We start from the raw sequence: 24,728 nt of genomic DNA on the forward strand, positions 1-24,728 counted from the left end.
CCGCCCTGTCGCGGGCGCTGGCTGACGACCGGTGCGACGCGGTGGTCGTCACCGCCATACCGGCGGTGGGGGCGGGCTCGGTCGCGGACGCGGCCCTCGCCGCCGCCGAGAGGGCCTCTGCCAGGCCGCCCAGCTCCACGTGCACGACCAGGACGGGCTTGTCCGGGGCGGCGGCCGACGCGGAGCGCAGCGCGCCGGCGAGGGCCGCGTCCGCGACCGAGCCCGCCCCCACCGCCGGTATGGCGGTGACGACCACCGCGTCGCACCGGTCGTCAGCCAGCGCCCGCGACAGGGCGGTGTGGAAGTCGGCGGCGGAGGCCGCCGTGGTCAGGTCCTGCGGGGGGTGCGGCCGCAGCCCCTCGGCGAGACACGCGTCGTACGTGAGCAGGCCGAGCGACTCGGAGTTGCCGAGGATCGCCACCCGGGGCCCGGCAGGCAGCGGCTGGCGGGCGAGGAGCAGCCCGGCGTCCACCAGCTCGGTGATGGTATCGACCCGGATCACGCCGGCCTGCCGGAGCAGCGCCGAGACGGTCGCGTGCGGCAGGCGGGTCGCCCGCACGGCGTGCCCCTGGGGGGCCGCTCCGTGCCGGGCGCCCTGGACCACGACCAGCGGCTTGGCCGCGGCCGTCCGGCGGGCGAGGCGGGTGAACTTGCGGGGGTTGCCGATGGACTCCAGGTACATGAGGACGACGTCGGTGTCCGGGTCCTCGTACCAGTACTGGAGGACGTCGTTGCCGGAGACGTCCGCCCGGTTGCCGGAGGAGACGAAGGTGGAGACGCCGGTCACGCCCGTGACGCCGCCGCCGCGCCGGTGCAGCCGGGACAGCAGGGCGATGCCGATGGCGCCGGACTGGGCGAACAGGCCGATCCGGCCCGGCCGCGGTGTCTCGGGGGCGAGGGAGGCGTTGAGCCGTACCTGGGGGGAGGTGTTGATGATGCCGAAGGCGTTCGGCCCGATGATCCGCATGCCGTACGTGCGCGCCTGCCGCACGAGGGCGCGCTGGCGTTCGCGCCCCTCGGTGCCGCTCTCGGCGTATCCGGCGGAGACCACGACCAGCCCCTGCACGCCGTGTTCGCCGCACTCGGTGACGACCTCGGGGACGTGTTCGGCCGGCACGGCGACGACCGCGAGGTCGACCGGGCCGTCGATGTCCCGCACCGAGCGGTGGGCGGGCACCCCGTCGAGATCCTTCTGCTCCTCGGGGAGGGCCTTGTTCACGGCGTACAGGCGGCCGGTGAACCCGGCGTCGCGGATGTTCGCCAGGACGCTCCGGCCCACGCCGCCCGGCGTGCGCCCGGCGCCGATGACGGCGACCGAACCGGGCGCGAGCAGCCGCTGCACGGACCGCGCCTCGGCGCGGTGCTCGCGCGCGTACTGCACGGCGAGGGAGCGGTCGGTGGGTTCGAGGTCGAACTCCAGACGGACGACACCGTCCTCGAAGCTGCGCTTCTGGGTGTACCCGGCGTCCGTGAACACCTTGATCATCTTGGTGTTGGCGGGCAGCACCTCGGCGGCGAAGCGGCGGATGCCGCGCTCGCGGGCGACGGCGGCGATGTGTTCGAGAAGAGCGGAGGCGACGCCGCGGCCCTGGTGGGCATCCTGCACCAGGAAGGCGACCTCGGCCTCGTCGGCGGGTGCGGACGCGGGCGTTCCGTCCGCGCCGATCCGGTCGTAGCGTACGGTGGCGATGAACTCGCCGCCGACCGTGGCCGCGAGTCCCACCCGGTCCACAAAGTCGTGGTGCGTGAAGCGGTGGACGTCCTTGGCGGACAGGCGAGGGTACGGCGCGAAGAAGCGGTAGTACTTCGACTCGTCGGAGACCTGCTCGTAGAAGCTGACCAGGCGCTCGGCGTCATCAACGGTGATGGGCCGGATGCGCGCGGTGCCCCCGTCGCGCAGCACCACGTCGGCTTCCCAGTGGGCGGGATACTCGTGCCGGTCCGGCGAGGTCTGCATGGGCCCCAGAGTACGGCTAGCGTCCGACAGCGGCGCGAGGCAGTCTGTGGAGGGCGTCAGTCGGGTCGAGGCCGCGATCCGACGGCACCCCGGGGCGAGACATCAGGACCGCCCCGGCGCAGCTTCACGATATGGGAAACTGGTCTAGACAACCCTGAAAACCGAAGGGCAGCAACACATGGCTGAGCGCCGCGTCAACGTCGGCTGGGCCGAGGGCCTCCACGCCCGCCCCGCCTCCATCTTCGTCCGAGCCGCCACGGCCGCAGGCGTCCCGGTGACGATCGCCAAGGCAGACGGCAAGCCCGTCAACGCGGCGTCCATGCTGGCCGTCCTCGGCCTCGGCGCCCAGGGAGGCGAGGAGATCGTCCTCGCCTCCGACGCCGAGGGCGCGGACGCCGCCCTGGACCGGCTGGCGAAGCTGGTCTCCGAGGGTCTCGAGGAACTGCCCGAGACCGTCTGAGTATTCTTTCGCGCTTGATCCGGTGCGCTTGATCCGGTGCGCTTGATCCGGTGCACTTGATCCGGTGCACTTGATCCGGGTGCACTCCGAAGGGCTCGTCCGAATTCATCGGGCGGGCCCTTCGTCATTTCCGGCGACAGGCCGCCGAATTCCCGTCCGCGGGCAGCAGAAATAATCCCCCGCGAATTACCTGCTCTTTGTATACGGCTCTCGTGTTAATGCCGCAGGCTCGCCGTGTTTACGGGATGTTGCGAGTTCCTCACACGCTCGGCGCGCTCCCCGGCGGAGCCGAAACGCAGCCGGTGCGCGGACGTCGCGCGCTCGGCGTGCAGCGCCGTGACCGCCCGCGCGCGCTCGCTGTCACCGCGCGCCACCGCGTCCACGATCGCGCCGTGCTCGGTCCAGGACTCCACGGGACCGGCCGGCGCCTCGACGGTGTACATCCAGGCGATCTTGTGGCGGAGCTGGGTGAGCATCGAGGTCAGCGCGGGGCTGCCGGAGGCCTGGGCGAGCGTCTCATGGAACCAGCCGCCCAGGGAGCGCAGGTCGTCGCTGTTGCCCCGGCGGGCGCGCTCCTGGCCGAGCCTGACCAGGCCGCGCAGGACCTTCAGATGGGCCTCGGTGCGGCGCTGGGCGGCCCGGGCGGCGCCGAGCGGCTCCAGCAGCGTCCGCATCTCCAGCAGGTCGGCGGCCTCCTGCTCGGTGGGTTCGGCGACGCACGCGCCCGCGTGCCGCCGGGTCACCACGAAGCCCTCGGCCTCCAGGGTGCGCAGGGCCTCCCGGACGGGAACGCGCGAGACACCGTAGCGGCGGGCGAGGAGTTCCTCGGTCAGCCGGCTGCCGCGCTCGTAGACACCCGCGACGATGTCGTCCCGGATGGCCGTGCACACCGAGTGCGCGGGAATACGCATGACCGACCTCCGTTTAATCCCCGTGAAACGTCGACGAGTGACGCATGTTCCGTGACTCTATTGCAATGAGCCGGAATTTCCGACGGCGGACCGGAATCCATGGATATTTTTTGGACAGCCGGGCGTCACAAACGCCGAAAGCCCCGGCGCGGGAGCCGGGGCCTCGGGTAACGCGGTGGTACGCCGTCAGACGTTCACGCCGTGCGAGCGGAGGTAGGCGACGGGGTCGATGTCGGAGCCGTACTCGGAGCTCGTGCGGGCCTCGAAGTGCAGGTGCGCACCGGTGACGTTGCCGGTCGCGCCGGACAGGCCGATCTGCTGGCCCGGAGTGACCTGCTGGCCCACCGAGACACCGATGGACGACAGGTGGCCGTACTGGGTGTACGTCCCGTCGTTCATCTTGATCACTACTTGATTGCCGTAGGCACCGCCCCAGCCGGCCTCGACGACCGTACCCATGCCCACGGAGTGGACGGGGGTGCCGCTGGCGGCGTGGAAGTCGACGCCGGTGTGGCTGCCGGAGGACCAGACGGCGCCGCCGGCCTTGTAGCCGGTGGAGACGTACGAGCCCGAGATCGGGGACACGAAGGTGTTGAGGCGCTTGCGCTCGGCCTCGCGGGCGGCGCGCTCCTTGGCCTCACGGGCCTTCTCGGCCGCCTCCTTGGCCTCCTTGGCCGCCTCGGCGGCCCGCTTGCGGGCGGCCTCCTCGGCCTTCTTCTGGGCGGCGGCCTCCTCGGCGGCCTGCTTCTGGGCGGCGGCCTGGGCGTCGATCTGCTCGGCCACGGTGCCGCCCATGGTGACGACGGGGGTGAGACCGGTCTGCTCGACGGCGGGCTCGGCGGCGAAGGCCGGGGCGGCCACGGTGCCGATGACGCCGGTGGTGGCGAGGGCCGCGACGCCCGCCGCGCGGGCCGTGCCGCGCTGCATGCGGCTGGGACGACGATGCTTCCCGGTGGCGCGGGTGAACGCCATGGAGTGGCTGGTCCTTTCCTTCCTTCTCGCCTACCGGGTTAGCTGACGGGTTCGGAGCAGGAAGGTCTCCTACGGACCCCCTCGCGGCTCGCGCGGGCGTCCGATTCACCCCAGGGACTGAGTTGGGTCCCCGGCTCCCCTGGCTCGCGCCGTACGGGGACTCGGCGATGACTGTCCGGTGCCGCGGGTGCGGCGCACTGCCTGACGAACAGCCCGGACGAACCTAAGCGGGGTCACTTTCAATTCCCAAACGGATCCCGGTTTTTGTAGCGCATCCCACAGGGCAGACAGGCAACCTCCGCACCAATTCGGGCATAAAGGAGCCCTGGTGCCTTAGAAGACAACCAGGGCCCCTACGCGCGCGTGCCCCTACTCGGCGGCGACGACCGAGACTTCGCCGATGCCCAGGGCCTCGACGGGGCCCTTGATCTGCGCCGCGTCGCCGACGAGGACGGTCACCAGACGGTCCACCGGGAAGGCGCTGACGGCCGCCGCGGTGGCCTCCACGGTGCCGGTCGCGGCGAGCTGCCGGTACAGCGTGGCCTGGTAGTCGTCGGGCAGGTGCTGCTCGACCTGGTCGGCCAGCGTGCTCGCGACGGCCGCCGCGGTCTCGTACTTCAGCGGCGCCACGCCGACCAGGTTCTGCACGGCGACGTCCCGCTCGGCGTCGGTCAGCCCTTCGGCGGCGAGGGTGCGCAGCACCGTCCAGAGGTCCTGGAGGGCGGGGCCGGTGTTGGGCGTGTCCACGGAGCCGCTGATGGCGAGCATCGCGGCACCGGTCCCGTCCGGGGCGGACCTGAGGACCTGGCCGAAGGCCCGCACCCCGTACGTGTAGCCCTTCTCCTCGCGCAGCACGCGGTCCAGGCGGGAGGTGAGGGTGCCGCCCAGGCAGTATGTGCCGAGCACCTGCGCGGGCCACACGCGGTCGTGCCGGTCCGGGCCGATCCGGCCGATCAGCAGCTGGGTCTGGACGGCGCCGGGGCGGTCCACGACGACGACCCGGCCCGTGTCGTCGGCGGTCACCGGCGGTACCGGGCGCGGCTCGGCCGCGGAGCCGGTCCAGGCGCCCAGCGTGTCGCCGAGCAGGGCGTCGAGGTCGATGCCGGTGAGGTCGCCGACGACCACGGCGGTGGCCGTGGCGGGCCTGACGTGCCTCTCGTAGAAGGCGCGTACGGCCGCGGCGTCGATCGCGGTGACCGTCTCCTCGGTGCCCTGGCGGGGCCGCGACATGCGCGAGCCCGCCGGGAACAGCTCCTTGGAGAGCTCCTTGGCGGCGCGGCGGCCGGGGTTGGCCAGCTCGTGCGGGATCTCGTCGAGGCGGTTGCGGACCAGCCGCTCGACCTCGCTGTCCGCGAACGCGGGCGCCCTCAGGGCGTCGGCGACCAGGCCGAGCCCCTTGGCGAGCCGGGAGGCCGGCACCTCCAGGCTGAGCCGGACGCCGGGGTGGTCGGCGTGCGCGTCGAGGGTGGCGCCGGCGCGCTCCAGCTCGGCGGCGAAATCCTCGGCGGAGTGCTTGTCGGTGCCCTCGGAGAAGGCCCGGGCCATGATCGTGGCCACGCCGTCGAGGCCGGCCGGCTCGGCGTCCAGGGGTGCGTCCAGCAGCACCTCCACGGCGACGACCTGCTGGCCGGGGCGGTGGCAGCGCAGGACCGTCAGGCCGTTGCCGAGCGTGCCGCGCTCAGGAGCCGGGAACGCCCAGGGCTTCGGCTCGCCCCCCTGCGGCTGGGGGTGGAAATCCATCGTGGCGAGCTCGGTCACTTCGCCGCCTCCTCGTTCTCGTCGGTGGCTTCCACGGTCGCCGCGGACTCCGGGTCTTCGGTGCCTTCCGCGCCCTCGGCCTCCGGGTCGGCCGGGGCGATCGGCTCGTAGACGAGCACCGCGCGGTTGTCGGGCCGCAGGCGGGCCTTGGCGACCTCCTGGACCTCCTCCGCCGTCACCTCCAGCACGCGCTGCACGGCGGTCAGGGCGAGCTGCGGGTCGCCGAACAGAACGGCGTACCGGCACAGTTCGTCGGCGCGGCCGGCGACCGTGCCGAGCCGGTCCAGCCACTCGCGCTCCAGCTGGGCCTGGGCGCGCTCCATCTCCTCGGCCGTGGGGCCCTGATCGGCGAACCGGGCGAGCTCCTCGTCGATGGCGGACTCGATGACCGGAACCTCCACGTCACCGGACGTCTTCACGTCCAGCCACCCCAGGGAGGGCGCCCCGGCGAGCCGCAGCAGGCCGAAGCCGGCCGCCACGGCCGTACGGTCACGCCGTACGAGGCGGTTGTACAGGCGGGAGGACTCGCCGCCGCCGAGGACGGTGAGGGCCAGGTCGGCCGCGTCGCACGCGCGCGTGCCGTCGTGCGGGAGCCGGTAGGCGGCCATCAGGGCGCGCGCCGGGACCTCCTCCTCGACGACCTCGCGCAGCTGCTCGCCGATGGTCTCCGGCAGCGTGCCGTCCCGGGGCGCGGGCTTGCCGTCGTGGCCGGGGATGGAGCCGAAGTACTTCTCGATCCAGGCCAGGGTCTGCTCCGGGTCGATGTCGCCGACGACGGAGAGCACGGCGTTGTTCGGCGCGTAGTAGGTGCGGAAGAACGCGCGCGCGTCCTCCAGGGTGGCCGCGTCCAGATCGGCCATCGAGCCGATCGGGGTGTGGTGGTAGGGGTGGCCCTCCGGGTAGGCGAGGGCGGTCAGCTTCTCGAAGGCGGTGCCGTAGGGGACGTTGTCGTAGCGCTGCCGGCGCTCGTTCTTGACGACGTCCCGCTGGTTCTCCATCGACTCGTCGTCGAGCGCGGTCAGCAGGGAGCCCATGCGGTCGGCCTCCAGCCAGAGGGCGAGCTCCAGCTGGTGGGCGGGCATGGTCTCGAAGTAGTTGGTCCGCTCGAAGCTGGTGGTGCCGTTCAGCGAGCCGCCCGCGCCCTGGACGAGTTCGAAGTGGCCGTTGCCCTTCACCTGGGCGGAACCCTGGAACATCAGGTGCTCGAAAAGGTGAGCCAGGCCGGTACGCCCCTTGACTTCGTGGCGCGAGCCGACGTCGTACCAGAGGCACACCGCCGCGACCGGGGTCAGGTGGTCCTCGGAGAGCACCACGCGCAGGCCGTTGGCCAGGCGGTGCTCGGTCGCTGTCAGGCCCCCGGAGCCTGCCTGGGCTGTGGCCGTGTGACCCATGGGCATGTACGTCCCTTCGATCGCGGCGCGGTCGTTCAAACCGCGGCTTTCCTGGCGAGTCCTGCCACTGTATGCAAGCGTGCGGGGCCCTGGTGAAGTTCCCGGGGGGCGTACGCGGAGAGCGTGAGAGGGAGGCGGCCGGGGCGGTGCGCGGTGGTGACGGCGTGCCTCCCCCGGGGCCCGGTGACCGCGGTGTCCGCGTACGGTCATCCCGGCGCACGGCAGGCCGCCCGGAGCGGGGAGGGCGCCGGACGAAAGACCGTGGACGGGCCGGCCCTCGGCAGTCCTCGGACGGGGTCCCGGCCGCCGCCGCGGCCCGGCGAGCGGCGCCCTCGGCCCTGGTGCGAACCCCTGCCGGGGAGGCCGTAGACCGGGTGCTGGTCCCGGTTGTCAGTGCGGCGGTCCACAATGGTCGGCGTCAGATCTCGTTCCACGCTTCAGCAAGGAGCCGGCAGCGATGGCCCGCCGCAGCACGAAGACCCCGCCGCCCGACGACTCGTACGAGGAGAGAATCCTCGACATCGACGTCGTCGACGAGATGCAGGGCTCCTTCCTCGAGTACGCGTACTCGGTCATCTACTCCCGCGCCCTGCCCGACGCGCGCGACGGCCTCAAGCCGGTGCACCGCCGCATCGTCTACCAGATGAACGAGATGGGCCTGCGCCCCGAGCGCGGGTACGTCAAGTGCGCCCGCGTCGTCGGCGAGGTGATGGGCAAGCTGCACCCGCACGGCGACACGTCGATCTACGACGCCCTCGTGCGCATGGCCCAGCCCTTCTCGATGCGTGTCCCCCTGGTCGACGGCCACGGCAACTTCGGCTCACTGGGCAACGACGACCCGCCGGCCGCCATGCGGTACACCGAGTGCCGGATGGCCGAGGCGACGAGCCTGATGACGGAGTCCATCGAAGAGGACACCGTCGACTTCAACCCCAACTACGACGGCCAGGAGCAGGAACCGGTGGCGCTGCCGGCCGCCTTCCCGAACCTCCTGGTCAACGGCGCCTCGGGCATCGCGGTCGGTATGGCCACGAACATGCCGCCGCACAACCTGCGCGAGGTGATCGCCGCCGCCCGCCACCTGATCAGGTACCCGAACGCCGACCTCGACGCCCTGATGAAGCACGTCCCGGGCCCCGACCTGCCCACCGGCGGCCGCGTCGTCGGCCTGTCCGGCATCCGGGACGCCTACGAGACGGGCCGCGGCACGTTCAAGATGCGCGCGACGGTGTCCGTGGACAACGTGACGGCGCGCCGCAAGGGCCTCGTGGTCACGGAGCTGCCCTTCACGGTCGGCCCGGAGAAGGTGATCGCCAAGATCAAGGACCTGGTCGGCTCGAAGAAGCTCCAGGGCATCGCCGACGTCAAGGACCTCACCGACCGCGCCCACGGCCTGCGCCTGGTCATCGAGATCAAGAACGGCTTCGTGCCGGAGGCGGTCCTGGAGCAGCTGTACAAGCTGACGCCGATGGAGGAGTCCTTCGGGATCAACAACGTCGCCCTGGTCGACGGCCAGCCGCTCACGCTGGGTCTGAAGGAACTGCTGGAGGTCTATCTCGACCACCGCTTCAACGTCGTGCGGCGGCGTTCGGAGTTCCGTCGCGGCAAGAAGCGCGACCGGCTGCATCTGGTCGAGGGTCTGCTGACGGCCCTGCTGGACATCGACGAGGTCATCCGTCTCATCCGCTCCAGCGACAACTCCGCGCAGGCGAAGCAGCGCCTGATGGAGCAGTTCTCGCTGAGCGAGGTGCAGACGCAGTACATCCTGGACACTCCGCTGCGCCGCCTGACCAAGTACGACCGCATCGAGCTGGAGGCCGAGAAGGACCGGCTCACCGCGGAGATCGAGGAACTGACCCGGATCCTCGACTCGGACACGGAGCTGCGCAAGCTGGTCTCCACCGAACTGGCCAACGTCGCCAAGAAGTTCGGCACCGACCGGCGTACGGTCCTGCTGGAGTCGGGTGGTGCCCCGGTCGCCGCCGTGCCGCTCCAGGTGGCCGACGACCCGTGCCGGGTGCTGCTGTCCTCGACGGGTCTGCTGGCCCGTACGGCGAACGGCGAGCCGTTCGCGGAGGACGCCGGAGCCAAGCGCGTGAAGCACGACGTGATCGTCTCGGCCGTGCCGGCCACCGCCCGCGGCGAGGTGGGCGCGGTCACCTCGGCGGGCCGGCTGCTGCGGCTGAACGTGATCGACCTGCCCCAGCTCCCGGAGTCGATGCCGACGCCGAACCTGGCGGGAGGCGCACCGCTCGCGGAGTTCGTCTCCCTGGAGGACGACGAGACGGTGGTCTGCCTGACGACGCTCGACGAGTCGTCGCCGGGCCTGGCGCTCGGCACGGCACAGGGCGTGGTCAAGCGCGTGGTGCCGGACTATCCGTCCAGCAAGGAGGAGCTGGAGGTGATCACCCTCAAGGAGGGTGACCGGATCGTCGGCGCGGTCGAGCTGCGCACCGGCGAGGAGGATCTGGTCTTCATCACCGACGACGCCCAGCTGCTGCGCTTCCAGGCGTCCCAGGTCCGGCCGCAGGGCCGCCCGGCCGGTGGCGTGGCTGGCATCAAGCTCACCGAGGGCGCGAAGGTCATCTCGTTCACGGCGGTGGACCCGGCGGTGGACGCCGTCGTCTTCACCGTCGCCGGCTCGCGGGGCACGCTGGACGACTCCGTGCAGACGACGGCCAAGATGACCCCGTTCGACCAGTACCCGCGCAAGGGCCGCGCCACCGGCGGCGTCCGCTGCCAGCGTTTCCTGAAGGGCGAGGACTGCCTGTCCCTGGCCTGGGCGGGCCCGGCCCCGGCCCTCGCCGCGCAGAAGAACGGCACACCTGCCGACCTCCCGGAGATGGACCCGCGGCGTGACGGCTCGGGTGTGTCCCTGGCGAAGACGGTGGCCGTGGTGGCGGGGCCGGTCTAGAGCCCCCGGCAGAGGGCTCAGGCAGGGTCTGCCGGGTCCTCCTCCGGGTTCTGTACGTACCTGAGGACGCCCCACATGCCGCGCTCGTCGGCGTGTGGGGTGTCGCTCCTGCACGCACCGAGTTCCTTGTCGAGGGCGGAGGCGTCGATGCCGGAGCCGATGAGCACCAGCTGGGTGAGGCGTTCGCCGCCGGCCGGCCAGGGCTCCGGGTAGAAGCGCAGGAACCGCCCGACGGCATGGACGGCGTAGCGGTTCCGGACGTCGTACGGCCCGAAGTCGACGTAGCCCTTGATCCGGTACAGCCCCTCGGGCCGGCTGTCGAGGAACTCCATCAGCCGACGCGGATCGAGGGGCTCCCGCGAGACGAACGACAGGCTGTCGTAGGCGCTGTGCAGGTGCTCGGCGTGATCGTCCGCGCCGTGCTCGTGCAGGTCGTCGAAGGACAGCTGCCCGATGCGTTCCTCGCTCGGCCGGCAGTCGAAGAGGAACTCGGGGTCGATGCGGCCGTAGGAGGCCGGGACGACGGCGGCGCGGTCGACGAGGGAGCGGACCAGTGCGAGGACGCGCTCGCCGTCCGCCGCCCGGTCGAGCTTGTTGACCACGACGAGATCGGCCAGCGCGAGATGCCGGTCGATCTCCGGATGCCTGGACCGGGTGTCGTCGAACTCGGCGGCGTCGACGACCTCGACGAGCCCGCCGTACACGATCCCCGGGTGCTCGCTGGCGAGCACCATCCGCACGAGTTCCTGCGGCTCGGCCAGCCCGCTCGCCTCGATGACGATGACGTCGATGCCGAGGGAGGGTTCCGCGAGCCGTTCCAGGTACTGGTCCAGCTCGCTCGCGTCGACGGCACAGCACAGACACCCGTTGCCCAGCGAGACCGTCGAGTCGCCGAGCGCTCCCGCCACGGCCATCGCGTCGATCTCGATGGCCCCGAAGTCGTTGACGATGGCGCCGATACGACTGCCGCCGCTGCGGTGGAGGAGGTGGTTGAGGAGCGTGGTCTTTCCCGAGCCGAGGAATCCGGCCAGGACGACGACCGGGATCTGCTGCGGTTCCGGGCTCGGCAGGTTCACCGTGCGACCTCTCTCACGCCGACGCGTGCACCGGCTGGCGTTCCCGGCACACGTAGGAGGATGGGATGCCGCCCCAGGATACGAGCCGGGGGATCGCGACGAAGTGAACGGTTGTCAGCAGCGCTCGCGGGGCAGACGGTGGGGATGGCGCAAACCCTCGTCCGCGCCAAGGCGGACATCCCGGACACCTGATCCCGCACTCGAGCGCGACCCTCGACCCGCCACTACCGCCACTACCCGTCAGGCAGCGACCGCCTACGCGCACTCCCGACGCACAGGCGGTCGCCCCACGGGGCGGAACCGGTTTCCCACCCCCCTGGCAGGGAAGCATCACGCAGATGCCGGAGGGGGCGGATGGATCACCGACGCTTCAGACGCCGGCTGTTACGGACCTGCCTGTGGGGGGCGGCAGGCCTCGCGGGAGCGGCACTCGTCGGAGCCGCTTCCATCGTGATCAGCGGCTGGCTCCTGAGCGGTGTCGAGGACGCCAACGGCGGGCGCCGGGCAGCGATAGAACGCAGCGCCGTCGGTGACTACTTCGGCGGCATCAGCGCGGTCTTCTCAGGGCTGGCTCTGCTCCTGCTCGTGATCACACTGCTGTTCCAGCAGCGAGAATTGCGCTTGCAGCGTCAGGAACTCTCCCTGCAGCGCCAGGAACTCATCTCCTCCCGCGAAGAACTACGACGCAGCGCAAGAGCCGACCTACGAGCTCTGCACGTCCAATTGACTCAGATGGCAATGGACGACCCCGCCCTGGCAAGCGTGTGGAACGACTATCCGGGCGAACCGCATGAGGTGGTGCGCCAGCACTTGTTCGCCAACCTCACCTTCGGCCATTACTTGCTCTTCTACGAATGGGGAGACGTAACCGAAGAAGAGTTGCTCGAGTACGCTCGCACCCTGCTCGGAAGCCCCTTGTTCCACCGCTACTGGGAGGCTTCGCGTGGCGCGAAGGAGGGCCTTTCGCCGGAGAGTCACGAGGGTCGGCTCTTCCGAATCTTCGAGCAGGCCATCCGCGAAGTCCAGGGACGCGGAACGCGCAACCCGCCGTGACGTGGGGCAGTCACTCAGACAACCTCACTCACTTGGGGAGCTGGTCCCACATAGCGCGCCACCGGCCTGATGATCTTCGGGTCCTCCGCCTGTTCCAGGATGTTGGCGCTCCAGCCCACCACGCGCGCGGCGGCGAACGTCGGTGTGAACATCTCCCGGGGCAGGCCGCAGAGTTCCATGACCACGCCCGCGTAGTACTCGACGTTGGTGTGGAGTTCACGGCCCGGCTTCAGCTCCGCCAGGATCGCCTCCACGTGCCGCTCGACCTGCACGGCGAAGTCCACCCGCGGACCGCCGAACCCCTGGGCGACCTCGCGCAGCATCCGCGACCGAGGGTCCTCCGTGCGGTAGATCGCGTGTCCGAAGCCCATGATGCGCTCACCGGCGAGGACCCGCTGCCGTACCCAGGAGCCGATACGGTCCGGGGTGCCGATCGCGTCCAGGGTGTCCAGCGCGCGGCTGGGCGCACCCCCGTGCAACGGCCCCGACAGCGCCGCCACCGCACCGGCCAGGCACGCCGCCACGTCCGCACCCGTCGACGCGATGACCCGAGCCGTGAACGTTGACGCATTGAATCCGTGATCAATGGTTGAGATCAGGTATTGCTCGATCGCCCGTGCATGCTGCTCGGTCGGCACCGAACCGGTCAACATGTACAGGTAGTTGGCCGCGTACGACAGGTCCTCGCGCGGCTCCACCGGCTCGAGCCCCTTCCCCAGTCGGTGCAGCGCGGTGAGCAGCGTGGGTACGGCCGCGGCCGCCTCGAGGGTGTCCTGCCTACGCCGGCCGGCATCGATGTCGTACACGGGCCGGAAGCCCTTGGCGGCGCCCAGCAGGGACAGCGCCGTGCGCATCCCGGCGAGCGGGCCGGAGCGCCCGCCGGCCGCCGCGATGGCCGGCAGGGCCGCCCGCACCTCGTCGGGCAGCCGCCGCAGCGCCGCGGTCTCCGCCGCGAAGGCCGCGCCCTGCCGGGCGTCCGGCAGTTCGCCGTGCACGAGCAGGTACCAGACGTCCTCGAAGGCGCGGGTCCGCGCGAGGTCGACGGCGGAGTACTGCCGGTAGTGATAGAAGCCCTCGACGCCACGGACGTCACCGATCCGGGTGTCGGTGACGACGACACCGGCGAGTCCCCGTGGTGCGTCGATGAGAGCGGCTGCGGACCTGTTGACGGACATGTCTTCCTCCCTGGACTTGATTCAACTGTCCATGGTTGACTTAAGGCGTGTCAATATTGATTAAATCAATGCATCAGTCAATGGTCCGCTAGGCGGATACGGTGACCCCCATGCGCGATCAAGAACCCGCCCCCCTGGACGCGGAACGGCGGCTGAGCACCAAGGAGGCCGCCGAGCTGCTCGGCGTCAAACCGGAGACCGTGTACGCGTACGTGAGCCGCGGGCAGCTCAGCAGCCGACGGGTGACCGGCGGCCGGGGCAGCACCTTCGACGCCAGGGAGGTCGAAGCACTCGCCCGGCGCAACAGGCGGGAGAGCGCGGGGAGTTCCCCGTCGGGCGGGGAGTTGTCCGTACGGACCCGCATCACGCTCATCGAGAGCGACCGCTACTACTACCGCGGTGTCGACGCCGTCGACCTGGCCACCCGGCACACCTACGAGGAGGTCGCCGAGTGGCTGTGGACCGGCCGGATGCGGCCGGGCACCACGTTCACCGCGCCGGCCGCCTCGGTCGCCGTCGCGCGCCGCGCCGTCGACACGCTGCCCGAACACGCGGCGCCCACCGACCTGCTGCGGGTCGCGACGATCGCCGCCGCGACCGCCGACCCGCTGCGCTTCGACCTGTCCGAGGACGCCGTGCTCGGCACGGCGCGCACCCTCATTCCCACGCTCGTCGCCGCTCTGCCACCGGCGGGCCACGACCGCCGCGACGAGGGGCCCCTGGCCCACCGCCTGTGGACCCGGCTGTCGCCGCGCAAGGACCCCGACGAGGCGTCCCTGCGTGCCCTGGACACCGCCCTCGCCCTCCTCGTCGACCACGACCTGGCCGCCTCCACGCTCGCGGTGCGCGTCGCCGCTTCGGCCCGTGCCCACGCCTACGCGGCCGTCTCCGCCGGACTCGGCGTGATCGAGGGCCCGCTGCACGGCGCGGCCAGCGGGCTCGCCCACCGGCTGCTCGTCGACGTGCTCGACCAGGGTGACGCCGCGCCCGTGATCGCGGACGAACTGCGCGCCGGCCGCCGTATCCCGGGACTCGGCCACCGGCTCTACGCGGCGGAGGACCCACGCGCGCGTGCCCTGTTCGCCCTCCTGGAGCAGATCCCGCGCGCGGAACCCGCCCTCCTCGCGGCCCGGGACATCGTCGAGACCACCGCCCGCCACGCCCCGCTGCACGCCAACGTCGACCTGGCGCTCGCCGTCCTCACCACGTCCTGCGGCATGCCCCCGACCGCCGGCGAGACGATCTTCGCGGTGGCCCGTACGGCGGGCTGGATCGCCCACGCCCTGGAGGAGTACGGAGAGCGCCCGTTGCGCATGCGCCCGAGCGGGCTCTACGCCGGTCCGAAGCCGCCCCAGCCACTACCGGAGTAGCGCAGGGCGGGGCCGAGAGTCGGCGCGCGCCAACTCAGGTTAGGCTCACCTCTGTGAGTACGTGCTCAAGCGTCTCCCGGGACTCCGACGAGCCCGTTTCGGGAACCGCGGCCATCGCGAGGACCTGGCTGTTGCTGGAACAGCCCGGCCCATGGGGTGCCAAGGCGCTCACTTCGAGCCACCTGGACCCCGCGCTGGGCCGTGCCCTGGAGGCAGCGGCGAAGGACACGGGCGTACGGATCGTGCTCATCCGCCGCCCCGGACGCCACGCGGACCGCCGGATGCCCGCCGCACGCCGGGTGTACGCGGCCCACACCGTTCCGGGAAACGTCTGGCTGCACGGCGCCACGATCTCGGACCCCGGGCAGCTCCTCGACCTCGACTTCGCCGCACTCGGCCGGGGCGAGCACCACTCCTTCGACGCGGTGCTCGGCGGACGGCCCCACGACGGTGATCCGCTCGCCCTCGTCTGCACCAACGGCAAACGCGACCGCTGCTGCGCCCTCCTCGGCCGGCCTCTCGCGGCCGAACTCGCCGCGTCCGGGGTCGAGGGCGTCTGGGAGGTCACTCATCTGGGTGGTCACCGCTTCGCCCCGACGGTGCTCGTGCTGCCGTACGGATACGCGTACGGCCGCGCCGAGGCGCACACCCTCAAGGAGGTCCTGCACGGCGCGCGGGAGGGGCGGATCGTCGTGGAGGGGTGCCGGGGCAGCTCGGCCTGGGAACGGCCGGGTCAGGCGGCCGAGCTCGCCGTGCGCACCGAGACCGGCGAATACGCCGCGGAGGCGCTGAGCGTCGTGCGGACGGCCGGCGCGGCCCCGCGCTGGGAGGTGACCGTCGCCCACGCCGACGGGCGCCGCTGGCAGGTCGAGGTGGCCCAGGGCGCGGCCCTGCCGCCCCGGCCGGAGAGCTGTGGGGCGGCAGTCCTCGGTTCACCCGCGCGGATGGACGTCGTGGCGGTGCGCGAGGTGAGGGTGTCGACGGCGCTGGCGAGCTGACCGGTCCGCCGACCGAGGTCCGAAGGTCCGGACCGTCTCCTCAAGCATTGATCAAGAGATCCACGCCACACCCATTACGGCGGGTAGGCAGGCCCACGTACCTTCTTGGGTATGAGCCCCACTCCCCCCGCACGCCGCCTGCGCCTCGGCCTGCCCCGGCGGGTGTTCTCGCAGGTGCTGCTGATGCAGGTGGCGATCGCCGCGGGAGTCGCGGTCCTCGCGACCGGACTGTTCCTCGCGCCCCTGAGCGACCAGCTGGACGACCAGGCGATGCGCCGCGCGCTCGCCATCGCGCAGACCACCGCGCAGCAGCCGGGCCTCGCGGAGGAAGTGAGGGACACGCCTCCCTCACCGAACGGTCCGGTGCAGAAGGAGGCCGAGCGGATCCGGAAAGCCACCAAGGCCGAGTACATCGTGGTGATGGACTGGCGGGGCGTGCGCTGGTCGCACACCGACCCGAAGCAGATCGGCGGCATCGTCTCGACCGACCCCGGCCAGGCCCTGGCCGGCAAGGAGGTCATGGAGATCGACAGCGGCACCCTGGGCCGCTCCGCCCGCGGCAAGGTGCCGCTGCGGGACAGCGACGGCACGGTCGTCGGCGCCGTCTCGGTCGGCATCGCCTACGACAGCGTCCGGGCCCGGCTGATCCACGCGATCCCGGGGCTGCTCGCGTACGCCGGGGGTGCCCTGGCCGTAGGCGCGCTGGCCGCGTGGCTCATCTCCCGGCGGGTCCAGCGGCAGACCAGGGACCTGGCCTTCTCGGACATCGCGTCGCTCCTGTCGGAACGCGAGGCGATGCTGCACGGCATCCGGGAGGGCGTCGTCGCCTTGGACCGCACCGGCCGCATCCGGCTCGTCAACGACGAGGCGCAGCGCCTGCTGGGCATCGGGGACGCGGTGGTGGGCCGTTCCCCCGACGAGGCGCTCGGCGCGGGCCGTACGGCCGACGTGCTGGCCGGGCGCGTGGCCGGCACGGACCTGCTCACCGTCCGCGGTCAGCGGGTCCTGGTCGCCAACCGCATGCCCACCGACGACGGCGGCGCCGTGGCCACCCTGCGCGACCGCACCGAACTGGAGCAGCTGGGCCGCGAGCTGGACTCCACCCGCGGCTTGATCGACGCCCTGCGCGCCCAGGACCACGAGCACGCCAACCGTATGCACACGCTCCTGGGGCTGCTCGAACTGGAGATGTACGACGACGCCGTGGAGTTCGTCGGTGAAGTGGTCGGCGACCACCGTGCGACCGCGGAGCAGGTCACCGAGCGGATCGAGGACCCGTTGCTCGCCGCCCTGCTGGTCGGCAAGGCGACTGTCGCGGCCGAGCGGGGCGTCGCGCTGTGGGTGTCGGACCGGACCCGGCTGCCCGACCGGCTGATCGACCCCCAGGGGCTCGTCACCGTCGTCGGGAACCTGGTGGACAACGCCCTCGACGCCGTCGCGGGCAAGCCGCACGCGCGCGTGGAGGTGGAACTGCGCAGTGAGGGTCGCACGGCGATCCTCCGGGTGCGCGACACGGGCCCGGGAATCCCGCCGGAGCACCGGGAGTTGATCTTCACCGATGGATGGTCCACGAAGAAGCCGCCCGCGCACCGCGAGCGAGGCATCGGGCTCTCCCTGGTGCGCAGGCTCGCCGAGCGGCAGGGGGGCAGCGCGACCGTCGGCGAGGCGCACGGCGGGGGTGCGGAGTTCACCGTCGTCCTGCCCGAGGCGCTGGCCGAGCCGGGCCCGGAACCGGCCCTGACCGTGCCGTCAGCTCCGCAGACCGCCAAGGAGGAGTCGTGATGATCGAGGTGCTGGTCGTGGACGACGACACCAGGGTCGCGCGGGTCAACGCCGCCTACGTCGAGAAGGTGCCGGGCTTCCATGTCGCCGGCGAGGCCCACAGCGCCGCGGACGCACTGCGCCAGCTGGAGGCGCTGCCCCGGCTCGACCTGGTGCTCATGGACCACTACCTGCCCGACGAGACGGGGCTCGCGGTCGTCCAGGAGATGCGCCGGCGCGGCCACCAGACCGACGTGATCATGGTGACGGCGGCCCGGGATGTCTCCACCGTGCAGGCGGCGATGCGGCACGGCGCGCTGCAGTACCTGGTCAAGCCGTTCGCCTTCGCCGGCCTGCGCTCCAAGCTGGAGGCGTACGCGGAACTGCGCCGCACCCTCGACGGCGGCGGGGAGGCGGAACAGGCCGAGGTCGACCGCATCTTCGGGGCGCTGTCGGCTCCCTCTGAGCCGGACCTGCCCAAGGGCCACTCCCCCACGACCGCGGAGCTGGTGCGTCAGTCCCTGATGAACGCGGACGGGCCTCTGTCCGCCCAGGAGATCGCCGAGCGGACCGGGGTGAGCCGCCAGACCGCCCAGCGCTATCTGAAGCTCCTGGAGCGCACGGGACGGGCCAGGCTGACCCTCAAGTACGGCGACGCGGGCCGCCCGGAACACCGTTACGTGTGGGCGACCCGCGCCTAGGCGATCAGTCTCAGGCCGTTTCGGCTGTCAGCCCGTGGCCTTCTTCGCGAACTCCGTCGTGTAGGTCTGCGCGAGGTCGATCTTGGCGTTCTTGATGTTGGGGTTGAACGCCTTGAGCACCTTCTCCACCGTCGCAGGACCGTCCGCGGGCATCACGCCGTCCTTCGTGAACATCGGCAGTGTGCTCTTGATGGCCTGTGCGTAGAGCGCCTTGTCGCCCTGCGAGTAGTCGGCCGGCATCTTGTCGGCGATCTGGGACGCGCTGTGTGTGGACATCCATGTGAGCGTCTTGACGAATGCGTTGACCAGCTTCTGGACCGTGCTCTTGTGGCTGTTCACCCAGTCCGTCTGCATGTACAGACTTGACGACGGATACGGACCGCCGAGCGCCTCCTGGGACCCCTGGGGTGTCCGCATGTCGAGGAGGATCTTCCCCGCCTTCTTGTCCAGGACCTGGGCGACGGTCGGGTCGGTCGTCATGCCGCCGTCGATCGAGCCCTGCTGGAGCGCCGAGATGAACGTCGGGCCGGCACCGACGGCGACGGGCGTGAAGTCGCTGACGCTCACGCCGTTCTTGACGGCGAGGTACTTGGTGAGGAAGTCGGTCGAGGAACCGAGGCCGGTGATGCCGAGCTTCTTGCCCTTGAAGTCCTTGGGCGAGGTGATGTCGCCCGACGCCTTCTCCGAGACCACCTCCACCTCGCCGGGGGCGCGGGAGAACTGCACGACCGACTCGACGTGCTTGCCCTTGGTCTGGAGGTCGAGGGTGTGGTCGTAGAAGCCGACGGCTCCCTGGACCTGTCCGGAGACGAGGGCGGTTTCGGCCTGGACGCCGGCGGGCTCCGTGAGCAACTGCACGTCGAGCCCCTCGGCGTCGAAGTAGCCGAGCCGCTGAGTGAGCATGGCGGGCAGGTAGATGACCTTGTCCAGACCGCCGACCATGATCTTGACCTTCTCGCCCTTCCCGCCGCCCGTGCTGCCGGAGCCGCCCGATGCCGTACTGGCGGCATCGTTGGCACAGGCGGTGAGCGAGGAGAGGGCGAGCAGGCCGGCGGCGGCGAGGGCGGCGTATCGGGCGTTCTTGCGCATGGCGGTTCACGTCCTTGTGAAAGCGGAGGAAGGCAGAGGAGAGAAGAAGGGGGCCTACGGGGCGGGTGTCAGTGCTCGGAAGCCGCCGGCTTCCAGCGGAAGATGCGGCGCTCGGCGAAGGTGAGCAGCCCCTCGGCGAGGAGCGCGACGACCGCGAGGATGACCATCGCCGCGTACACCCCGGCCGCGTTGAAGGTGCCCTGGGACTGCGCGACGAGCAGGCCGATGCCCTTGGTGGCGCCGATGTACTCGCCGACGATGGCGCCGATGAGGGCGAAGCCGAAGCTCACATGGAGGCTGGTGAAGATCCAGGAAGTGGCGGACGGGATGACCACCTGAAGGGTCACCCTGCGGTCGCTCGCGCCCAGGATGCGGGCGTTGGAGACGAGGTTGCGGTCGACCTCGCGGGCGCCCTGGAAGGCGTTGAAGAACACCGGGAAGAAGACCAGGACGACGGCCGACGCGACCTTGGAGGCCGGACCGAGCCCGAACCAGATCACGAAGATCGGGGCGAGGACGATCCTGGGAATCGAGTTGAGCACCTTGATGTACGGACCAAGTACATCGGCGAGCAAGGTGATCCGCCCCAGCGCAATGCCGAGAACGACGCCGGTGGCCACACCGAGGACCCAGCCGAGCAGCGCCTCGTAGAGCGTGTACCAGATCTGCTCGCCCAGGGAGCCGAGGGCGGTCCCGTGCGTCACCCAGGTGTAGATCTGGTCCCAGATCTGCGAGGGCATGGAGAAGTTGAACGGATCGATGACCTTGGCCCGGGACAGCGCCTCCCACAGGCCGAGGCAACCGACCAGCAGCAGCGCCCGGACGACGTTGATGAAGACCTTCCGCCTGCGCGCCGCGCGAGCCCGCGAGTGGGCACGGTCCGGAGCCTTGGCCGTCTCCACGACCGGTGTGCTGAGCAGCTCAGGCGACATGGGCGGCACCCCTCTCGCGGGTGATACGCACCTCTTCGCCGAGGGACTCCCAGATCTCGCGGTAGATCTCGATGAACCGCGGCTCCAGGCGCACCGCCTCGACCTTGCGCGGCCGCGGCAGGTCGATGGTGAAGACCTCCTTGACGGTGGCGGGGCCGGCGGTCATGACGACGACCCTGTCGGCCAGAGCGATGGACTCCTCCAGGTCATGGGTGACGAAGACGACCGATGCCTGCGTGCCCGCCCACAGTTCGAGCAGCTCGTCCGACATCAGCGCCCTGGTCTGCACGTCGAGCGCCGAGAACGGCTCGTCCATGAGCAGGATCTCGGGGTCGTTGACGAAGGTCGCGGCGAGCGCGACGCGTTTGCGCTGGCCGCCGGAGAGCTGGTGCGGGTAGCGGTCCTCGAAGTCCTCGAGACCGACCCGGGCCAGCCAGTCCCGCGCCCTCCGCTTCGCCTCCGCCTTGGGCACGCCACGGAAGCGCGGTCCGGACATCACATTGGACAGCACCGTGCGCCAGGGAAAGGTGGCGTCCTGCTGGAAGACGAAGCCGACCTTGTCGCCGACGCCGCGCACCGGCTCCCCGGCCACCAGCACATCGCCCTCGGTGGGCTCCTCCAGGCCGCTGACCAGGGTCAACGTGGTCGACTTGCCGCAACCCGTGGGGCCGACGACCGCGACGAACTCCCCACGGGCGACCGTGAGATCCAGGTCCCGGACGGCCGTGTGCAGGCCTCCCGACGGGGTCCTGAACGCCTTGCTCGCGCCCCGCAGCTCAATGGCGGGGCTGGTGTCTGCACTCATGGCCGGGGACGGTAGATCCGGCTCGGGACACGGCATCAGTCTTGTGAGCTCATACCGTTCTTTTGCTCGCAAGAGCCTGTTGTGCTCGTTTTGCGCGGGATACAAAAACGTAGCCGAAACAAGGGCTTGACGCCCGCGTGGCCTTGACGGAAGGAGGCCCGATGATTGACGTCCTGGTCGTGGACGACGACTTCCGTGTCGCCGAGATCAACGCCAAGTACGTGGAAAGGGTCCCCGGCTTCCGGGTGGCGGCCCGCGCGCACAGCGCTGCCCAGGCCCTGGCGACGGTGCAGCGCGGAGGGATCGATCTGGTCCTGCTGGACCACTACCTCCCCGACGGGACAGGCCTCGAACTCGTCCACCGCATGCGGGAACAGGGCCACGGCACCGACGTCATCATGATCACCGCGGACGGCGACGTGGCGACCATCCAGGCTGCCATGCGCCTGGGCGCCCTGCACTACCTGGTCAAACCGTTCACCTTCGCCGCGCTGCACACCCGCCTGGAGTCCTACGCCGCCCTGCGCCGCACCGTCGAGAGGGTCGGCGGCGGCCGCGGCATCGCCGTCCAGGAACAGGTCGACCGGATCTTCAGCGCCCTGCGCACCACCCCGGTCCTCACGTCACCGGGCCTGCCGGGTGGCCACTCGGAGCCGACGACGGAACTGATCTGCCGCGTCCTGCACCGCGCCGACCACCCGCTCTCCGCCCACGAGGTCGCCGCCGAGACAGGACTGAGCCGCTCCACCGCCCAGCGCTACCTGCGCCGCCTGGAGCAGTCCGGCCGCCTGCGCCTGTCCCTCAAGTACGGCGACACAGGCCGGCCCGAACACCGTTACGCGTGGGTGGCGCCGTAACCGTACGCCGGTGAAGGCACCGCCTCTACGCCGCTCCCGCCCCGGTCAGCGACCGCACCTCGGTCTCCGCGTGCCTGGCCTCGTCCGGGACCTCCGCCGAGGTGACCGTGCCCAGCCAGCCCGCGAGGAAGCCCAGCGGGATCGACACCAGGCCCGGGTTCTGCAACGGGAAGTACTGGAGGTCGACGTTCGGGAACAGCGAGTCGGGGCTTCCGGAGACCACCGGGGACAGCACCACGAGCACCACGGCCGGGACCAGACCGCCGTAGACGGCCCACACGGCGCCGCGTGTGGTGAAACCACGCCAGAACAGGGAGTAGAGCAGCACCGGAAGGTTCGCCGACGCGGCGACGGCGAAGGCGAGGCCCACCAGGAACGCGACGTTGAGATCCCGCGCCAGCAGCCCGAGAGCGATCGCCACCACGCCGACACCGACGGCCGCGACACGGGCCACGGCCACCTCGCTACGGGGCTTGCCGCCCCGGCGCCGCAGGGACGCGTACAGGTCGTGGGCCACCGACGCCGAGGACGCGAGCGTGATCCCGGCGACCACGGCGAGGATCGTGGCGAAGGCGACCGCGGCGACGATCGCGAAGAGAACCGTTCCACCCGTGGATCCGGCACCACCGCCCAGATCGAGCGCCAGCAGCGGAACGGCCGTGTTCCCGGCCGCGTTCGACCCGCGTACCGCGTCCGGGCCCACGATGGCGGCCGCGCCGAATCCCAGCACGATCGTCATCAAGTAGAAACCGCCGATGAGCCCGACGGCCCAGACGACCGAGCGGCGTGCGGCGCGCGCGGTGGGCACGGTGTAGAAGCGGGACAGGATGTGCGGGAGCCCGGCCGTGCCCAGCACCAGGGCAAGCCCCAGACTGATGAAGTCGAAACGGGCGGTCCAGTCCCCGCCGTACTTCAGCCCGGGCGCCAGAAACGCCTGCCCGTGACCGCTGCGCTCGGCCGCCGTGAGCAGCAGCCGGTCCAGGTCGCCGTGGAAGCGCACCAGGACGAGCGCCGTCAGCACGATGGTGCCGCCGAGCAGCAGGACGGCCTTGACGATCTGGATCCACGTCGTCGCCCGCATCCCTCCCAACGACACATAGATCACCATGAGCGCGCCGACCCCGATGACGGTCCAGGCCCGGGCCGCCCCACTCGTGCCCCCGAGCAGCAGCGCCACCAGGCTGCCCGCGCCCACCATCTGCGCCACCAGATACAGAACGGACACGGTGACCGAGGACGTTCCCGCCGCGATCCGTACCGGCCGCTCCCGCATCCGCGCCGCCACGACGTCCGCGAGCGTGAAACGGCCGCAGTTGCGGACCAGTTCGGCCACGAGGAACAGCACCACCAGCCAGGCCACGAGGAAGCCGACGACATACAGCAGCCCGTCGTAGCCGAACAGCGCGATGAGCCCGGTGACGCCGAGGAAGGAGGCGGCCGACATGTAGTCACCGGCGATGGCAAAACCATTCTCCATGGGTGAGAAGAGCCGCCCGCCCGCGTAGAACTCCTCCGCCGAACCGCGCCGCTTGCGGCTCACCCAGGTCGTGATCGCCAGCGTGACGGCGACGAACCCGCTGAACAGCAGCAGCGCCAGCGTCTGGTGTTCATCCGTCACGAGACACCGCCGTTCACGCCGCGCGTCAGCTCCTGTGTGTCCCAGCGCAGTTCGAGCGCCGCCCGGTCCCTGCGCAGCCGCGCGTGACGCGCGTACGCCCAGGTGAACAGGAACGTGGTCAGGAACTGCCCCAGCCCGGCCACCAGCGCCACGTTCACCGCTCCCGCCACGGGCCGGGCCATCAGCTCCGGCGCGGTCGTGGCAGCCACGACGTAGCCCACGTACCAGGCGAAGAAGGCGAGGAAGGCCGGCACCACGAACCTCCGGTACCGCCGCCGCACCTCCTGGAAGGCCTCGCTGCGCTGCACCTCCAGATACACATCGGCCGCCGCGACCCCGGTCTCGCCCTCCCTGCGTGCCGACGGAACCACGGCCGGGGCCGGCACCCCGGCACCCGCCGACTCGCCCCAGCCGGATGCGAGCGCGTCGTACCAGGGATCGTCGTACCTGAGGTGTCCGGCCTCCTCGGCCGGGACCGGGGCGACACCGTCGAGTCGCTCGACCGGATTTTCCTGACCAGCCCCATCTCTACGGGGACGGCCCTTGCTTGGCTGCATGCCCAAGGATGGACAGAACGGGAAGATCCCCGACTCTTCTTCCCCTCGCTCTTCACCCCATCAGGTGACTCAACCCGCGGGTGGCCGCACCAGCCCTTTCCGTACGCGTAACGCACCGCCTGCACACGGTCCTTGAGCCCTGTCTCGGTCCTGATTGCTGAGCCCTCGGCGATGAGCATCAGGCATGGCACGGACCATGCACCGGCTTCCCGGCTGAGCCGGACCACCGGAACCGTTGGAGCCGCTGGAACCAGCCCAGCCTCCCGCCGATCCCCAACTCCGGTCAGCCCAAGCTCAGGCCGACACCGGGGCCCAACCGGCACCGGCCCCGACCGGCACCCGACCCCGATCCCGACCCCGCTCAGATCACCAG

20 protein-coding genes and 1 riboswitch are annotated in these 24,728 nt (G+C 71.0%); of the genes, 8 read left to right on the forward strand and 12 right to left on the reverse strand.

The window, feature by feature from the left end; translation table 11 throughout:
* Positions 1 to 1,957: GNAT family N-acetyltransferase (locus tag CA983_RS17440; RefSeq protein ID WP_244206956.1), on the reverse strand; the 1,957-nt coding region annotated here is incomplete at its 3' end.
* A gap of 178 nt (positions 1,958 to 2,135) precedes the next feature.
* Between CA983_RS17440 and CA983_RS17450 the strand changes: the two genes are divergently transcribed.
* Positions 2,136 to 2,417, forward strand: coding sequence for an HPr family phosphocarrier protein (locus tag CA983_RS17450; protein WP_033308341.1), 282 nt, complete (start codon positions 2,136 to 2,138; stop codon positions 2,415 to 2,417).
* A 215-nt stretch (positions 2,418 to 2,632) separates the two neighbouring features.
* Here CA983_RS17450 and CA983_RS17455 read toward each other — a convergent pair whose 3' ends face one another.
* From CA983_RS17455 to CA983_RS17470, 4 genes are all read right to left on the reverse strand, one after another.
* Positions 2,633 to 3,328: a GntR family transcriptional regulator gene (locus CA983_RS17455; RefSeq protein ID WP_086601826.1), complete on the reverse strand. Its 696-nt coding sequence runs from the start codon at positions 3,326 to 3,328 to the stop codon at positions 2,633 to 2,635.
* Between the two features lie 186 nt (positions 3,329 to 3,514).
* Positions 3,515 to 4,300, reverse strand: a complete 786-nt coding sequence (locus CA983_RS17460; RefSeq protein WP_086601827.1) for a M23 family metallopeptidase — start codon at positions 4,298 to 4,300, stop codon at positions 3,515 to 3,517.
* A 13-nt stretch (positions 4,301 to 4,313) separates the two neighbouring features.
* A riboswitch (cyclic di-AMP (ydaO/yuaA leader) is annotated at positions 4,314 to 4,477 on the reverse strand.
* Positions 4,478 to 4,669: 192 nt separating this feature from the next.
* Positions 4,670 to 6,058: a M16 family metallopeptidase gene (locus CA983_RS17465; protein ID WP_086601828.1), complete on the reverse strand. Its 1,389-nt coding sequence runs from the start codon at positions 6,056 to 6,058 to the stop codon at positions 4,670 to 4,672.
* Positions 6,055 to 7,449 carry a M16 family metallopeptidase gene (locus CA983_RS17470; RefSeq protein ID WP_086601842.1) on the reverse strand — a complete coding sequence of 465 codons (1,395 nt, stop codon included), beginning with the start codon at positions 7,447 to 7,449 and terminating at the stop codon, positions 6,055 to 6,057. Before CA983_RS17470 ends, CA983_RS17465 begins: the two co-directional genes overlap by 4 nt.
* 457 nt (positions 7,450 to 7,906) lie before the next feature.
* Between CA983_RS17470 and CA983_RS17475 the strand changes: the two genes are divergently transcribed.
* Complete coding sequence (locus CA983_RS17475) at positions 7,907 to 10,363, forward strand: DNA gyrase/topoisomerase IV subunit A (RefSeq protein ID WP_086601829.1); 2,457 nt, start codon at positions 7,907 to 7,909, stop codon at positions 10,361 to 10,363.
* 17 nt (positions 10,364 to 10,380) lie between these two features.
* On the opposite strand, the gene CA983_RS17480 is transcribed toward CA983_RS17475, so the two are convergent.
* Positions 10,381 to 11,439, reverse strand: a complete 1,059-nt coding sequence (locus tag CA983_RS17480; protein WP_086601830.1) for a CobW family GTP-binding protein — start codon at positions 11,437 to 11,439, stop codon at positions 10,381 to 10,383.
* A 450-nt stretch (positions 11,440 to 11,889) separates the two neighbouring features.
* Between CA983_RS17480 and CA983_RS17485 the strand changes: the two genes are divergently transcribed.
* On the forward strand, positions 11,890 to 12,492 hold the full coding sequence (locus CA983_RS17485; RefSeq protein ID WP_244206957.1) for a DUF6082 family protein: 603 nt from the start codon (positions 11,890 to 11,892) through the stop codon (positions 12,490 to 12,492).
* Positions 12,493 to 12,506: 14 nt separating this feature from the next.
* Here the strand turns inward: CA983_RS17485 and CA983_RS17490 are convergent, their stop codons facing one another.
* A complete protein-coding gene (locus CA983_RS17490) occupies positions 12,507 to 13,667 on the reverse strand; it encodes a citrate synthase (protein WP_086601831.1) in 1,161 nt (386 codons plus the stop codon).
* Between the two features lie 110 nt (positions 13,668 to 13,777).
* On the opposite strand from CA983_RS17490, the gene CA983_RS17495 reads away from it, so the two are divergent.
* The 4 genes from CA983_RS17495 (at position 13,778) to CA983_RS17510 (ending at position 18,497) form a co-directional block, all read left to right on the forward strand.
* The gene (locus CA983_RS17495) at positions 13,778 to 15,037 is read left to right on the forward strand and encodes a citrate synthase (protein WP_086601832.1); all 1,260 of its coding nucleotides are present in this window, start codon (positions 13,778 to 13,780) and stop codon (positions 15,035 to 15,037) included.
* A gap of 53 nt (positions 15,038 to 15,090) precedes the next feature.
* Positions 15,091 to 16,035, forward strand: coding sequence for a sucrase ferredoxin (locus CA983_RS17500; protein ID WP_086601833.1), 945 nt, complete (start codon positions 15,091 to 15,093; stop codon positions 16,033 to 16,035).
* Between the two features lie 111 nt (positions 16,036 to 16,146).
* Positions 16,147 to 17,817 (forward strand): sensor histidine kinase, encoded by a 1,671-nt coding sequence (locus CA983_RS17505; protein ID WP_086601834.1) that lies wholly within the window; start codon positions 16,147 to 16,149, stop codon positions 17,815 to 17,817.
* The gene (locus CA983_RS17510) at positions 17,817 to 18,497 is read left to right on the forward strand and encodes a response regulator (RefSeq protein WP_086601835.1); all 681 of its coding nucleotides are present in this window, start codon (positions 17,817 to 17,819) and stop codon (positions 18,495 to 18,497) included. The genes CA983_RS17505 and CA983_RS17510 overlap by 1 nt, the downstream gene beginning before the upstream one ends.
* A 27-nt stretch (positions 18,498 to 18,524) precedes the next feature.
* Here the strand turns inward: CA983_RS17510 and CA983_RS17515 are convergent, their stop codons facing one another.
* The 3 genes from CA983_RS17515 to CA983_RS17525 all read right to left on the reverse strand — a co-directional run bounded on the left by CA983_RS17515 (position 18,525) and on the right by CA983_RS17525 (position 21,323).
* Positions 18,525 to 19,586 carry an ABC transporter substrate-binding protein gene (locus tag CA983_RS17515; RefSeq protein ID WP_086601836.1) on the reverse strand — a complete coding sequence of 354 codons (1,062 nt, stop codon included), beginning with the start codon at positions 19,584 to 19,586 and terminating at the stop codon, positions 18,525 to 18,527.
* Positions 19,587 to 19,654: 68 nt separating this feature from the next.
* Positions 19,655 to 20,518: an ABC transporter permease gene (locus CA983_RS17520; protein WP_086601837.1), complete on the reverse strand. Its 864-nt coding sequence runs from the start codon at positions 20,516 to 20,518 to the stop codon at positions 19,655 to 19,657.
* The gene (locus tag CA983_RS17525) at positions 20,508 to 21,323 is read right to left on the reverse strand and encodes an ABC transporter ATP-binding protein (protein ID WP_086601838.1); all 816 of its coding nucleotides are present in this window, start codon (positions 21,321 to 21,323) and stop codon (positions 20,508 to 20,510) included. The genes CA983_RS17520 and CA983_RS17525 overlap by 11 nt, the downstream gene beginning before the upstream one ends.
* Positions 21,324 to 21,484: 161 nt before the next feature.
* Here CA983_RS17525 and CA983_RS17530 point away from each other — a divergent pair, with 161 nt between their 5' ends.
* Positions 21,485 to 22,180: a response regulator gene (locus CA983_RS17530; RefSeq protein WP_086601839.1), complete on the forward strand. Its 696-nt coding sequence runs from the start codon at positions 21,485 to 21,487 to the stop codon at positions 22,178 to 22,180.
* Between the two features lie 25 nt (positions 22,181 to 22,205).
* On the opposite strand, the gene CA983_RS17535 is transcribed toward CA983_RS17530, so the two are convergent.
* Positions 22,206 to 23,798: a solute symporter family protein gene (locus CA983_RS17535; protein WP_086601840.1), complete on the reverse strand. Its 1,593-nt coding sequence runs from the start codon at positions 23,796 to 23,798 to the stop codon at positions 22,206 to 22,208.
* Positions 23,795 to 24,355 (reverse strand): DUF485 domain-containing protein, encoded by a 561-nt coding sequence (locus CA983_RS17540; protein WP_086601841.1) that lies wholly within the window; start codon positions 24,353 to 24,355, stop codon positions 23,795 to 23,797. The genes CA983_RS17535 and CA983_RS17540 overlap by 4 nt, the downstream gene beginning before the upstream one ends.
* Positions 24,356 to 24,728: the final 373 nt, after the last annotated feature.

This window comes from Streptomyces swartbergensis (genome assembly GCF_002148965.1).
Taxonomy (GTDB): domain Bacteria; phylum Actinomycetota; class Actinomycetes; order Streptomycetales; family Streptomycetaceae; genus Streptomyces; species Streptomyces swartbergensis.

Coding starts and splice junctions, on each gene's coding strand:
- CA983_RS17530 (WP_086601839.1), top strand. CDS start 21,485: ATGATTGACGTCCTGGTCGTGGACGACGACTTCCGTGTCGCCGAGATC.
- CA983_RS17450 (WP_033308341.1), top strand. CDS start 2,136: ATGGCTGAGCGCCGCGTCAACGTCGGCTGGGCCGAGGGCCTCCACGCC.
- CA983_RS17505 (WP_086601834.1), top strand. CDS start 16,147: ATGAGCCCCACTCCCCCCGCACGCCGCCTGCGCCTCGGCCTGCCCCGG.
- CA983_RS17490 (WP_086601831.1), bottom strand. CDS start 13,667: ATGTCCGTCAACAGGTCCGCAGCCGCTCTCATCGACGCACCACGGGGA.
- CA983_RS17520 (WP_086601837.1), bottom strand. CDS start 20,518: ATGTCGCCTGAGCTGCTCAGCACACCGGTCGTGGAGACGGCCAAGGCT.
- CA983_RS17495 (WP_086601832.1), top strand. CDS start 13,778: ATGCGCGATCAAGAACCCGCCCCCCTGGACGCGGAACGGCGGCTGAGC.
- CA983_RS17540 (WP_086601841.1), bottom strand. CDS start 24,355: ATGCAGCCAAGCAAGGGCCGTCCCCGTAGAGATGGGGCTGGTCAGGAA.
- CA983_RS17515 (WP_086601836.1), bottom strand. CDS start 19,586: ATGCGCAAGAACGCCCGATACGCCGCCCTCGCCGCCGCCGGCCTGCTC.
- CA983_RS17475 (WP_086601829.1), top strand. CDS start 7,907: ATGGCCCGCCGCAGCACGAAGACCCCGCCGCCCGACGACTCGTACGAG.
- CA983_RS17525 (WP_086601838.1), bottom strand. CDS start 21,323: ATGAGTGCAGACACCAGCCCCGCCATTGAGCTGCGGGGCGCGAGCAAG.
- CA983_RS17510 (WP_086601835.1), top strand. CDS start 17,817: ATGATCGAGGTGCTGGTCGTGGACGACGACACCAGGGTCGCGCGGGTC.
- CA983_RS17470 (WP_086601842.1), bottom strand. CDS start 7,449: ATGGGTCACACGGCCACAGCCCAGGCAGGCTCCGGGGGCCTGACAGCG.
- CA983_RS17460 (WP_086601827.1), bottom strand. CDS start 4,300: ATGGCGTTCACCCGCGCCACCGGGAAGCATCGTCGTCCCAGCCGCATG.
- CA983_RS17455 (WP_086601826.1), bottom strand. CDS start 3,328: ATGCGTATTCCCGCGCACTCGGTGTGCACGGCCATCCGGGACGACATC.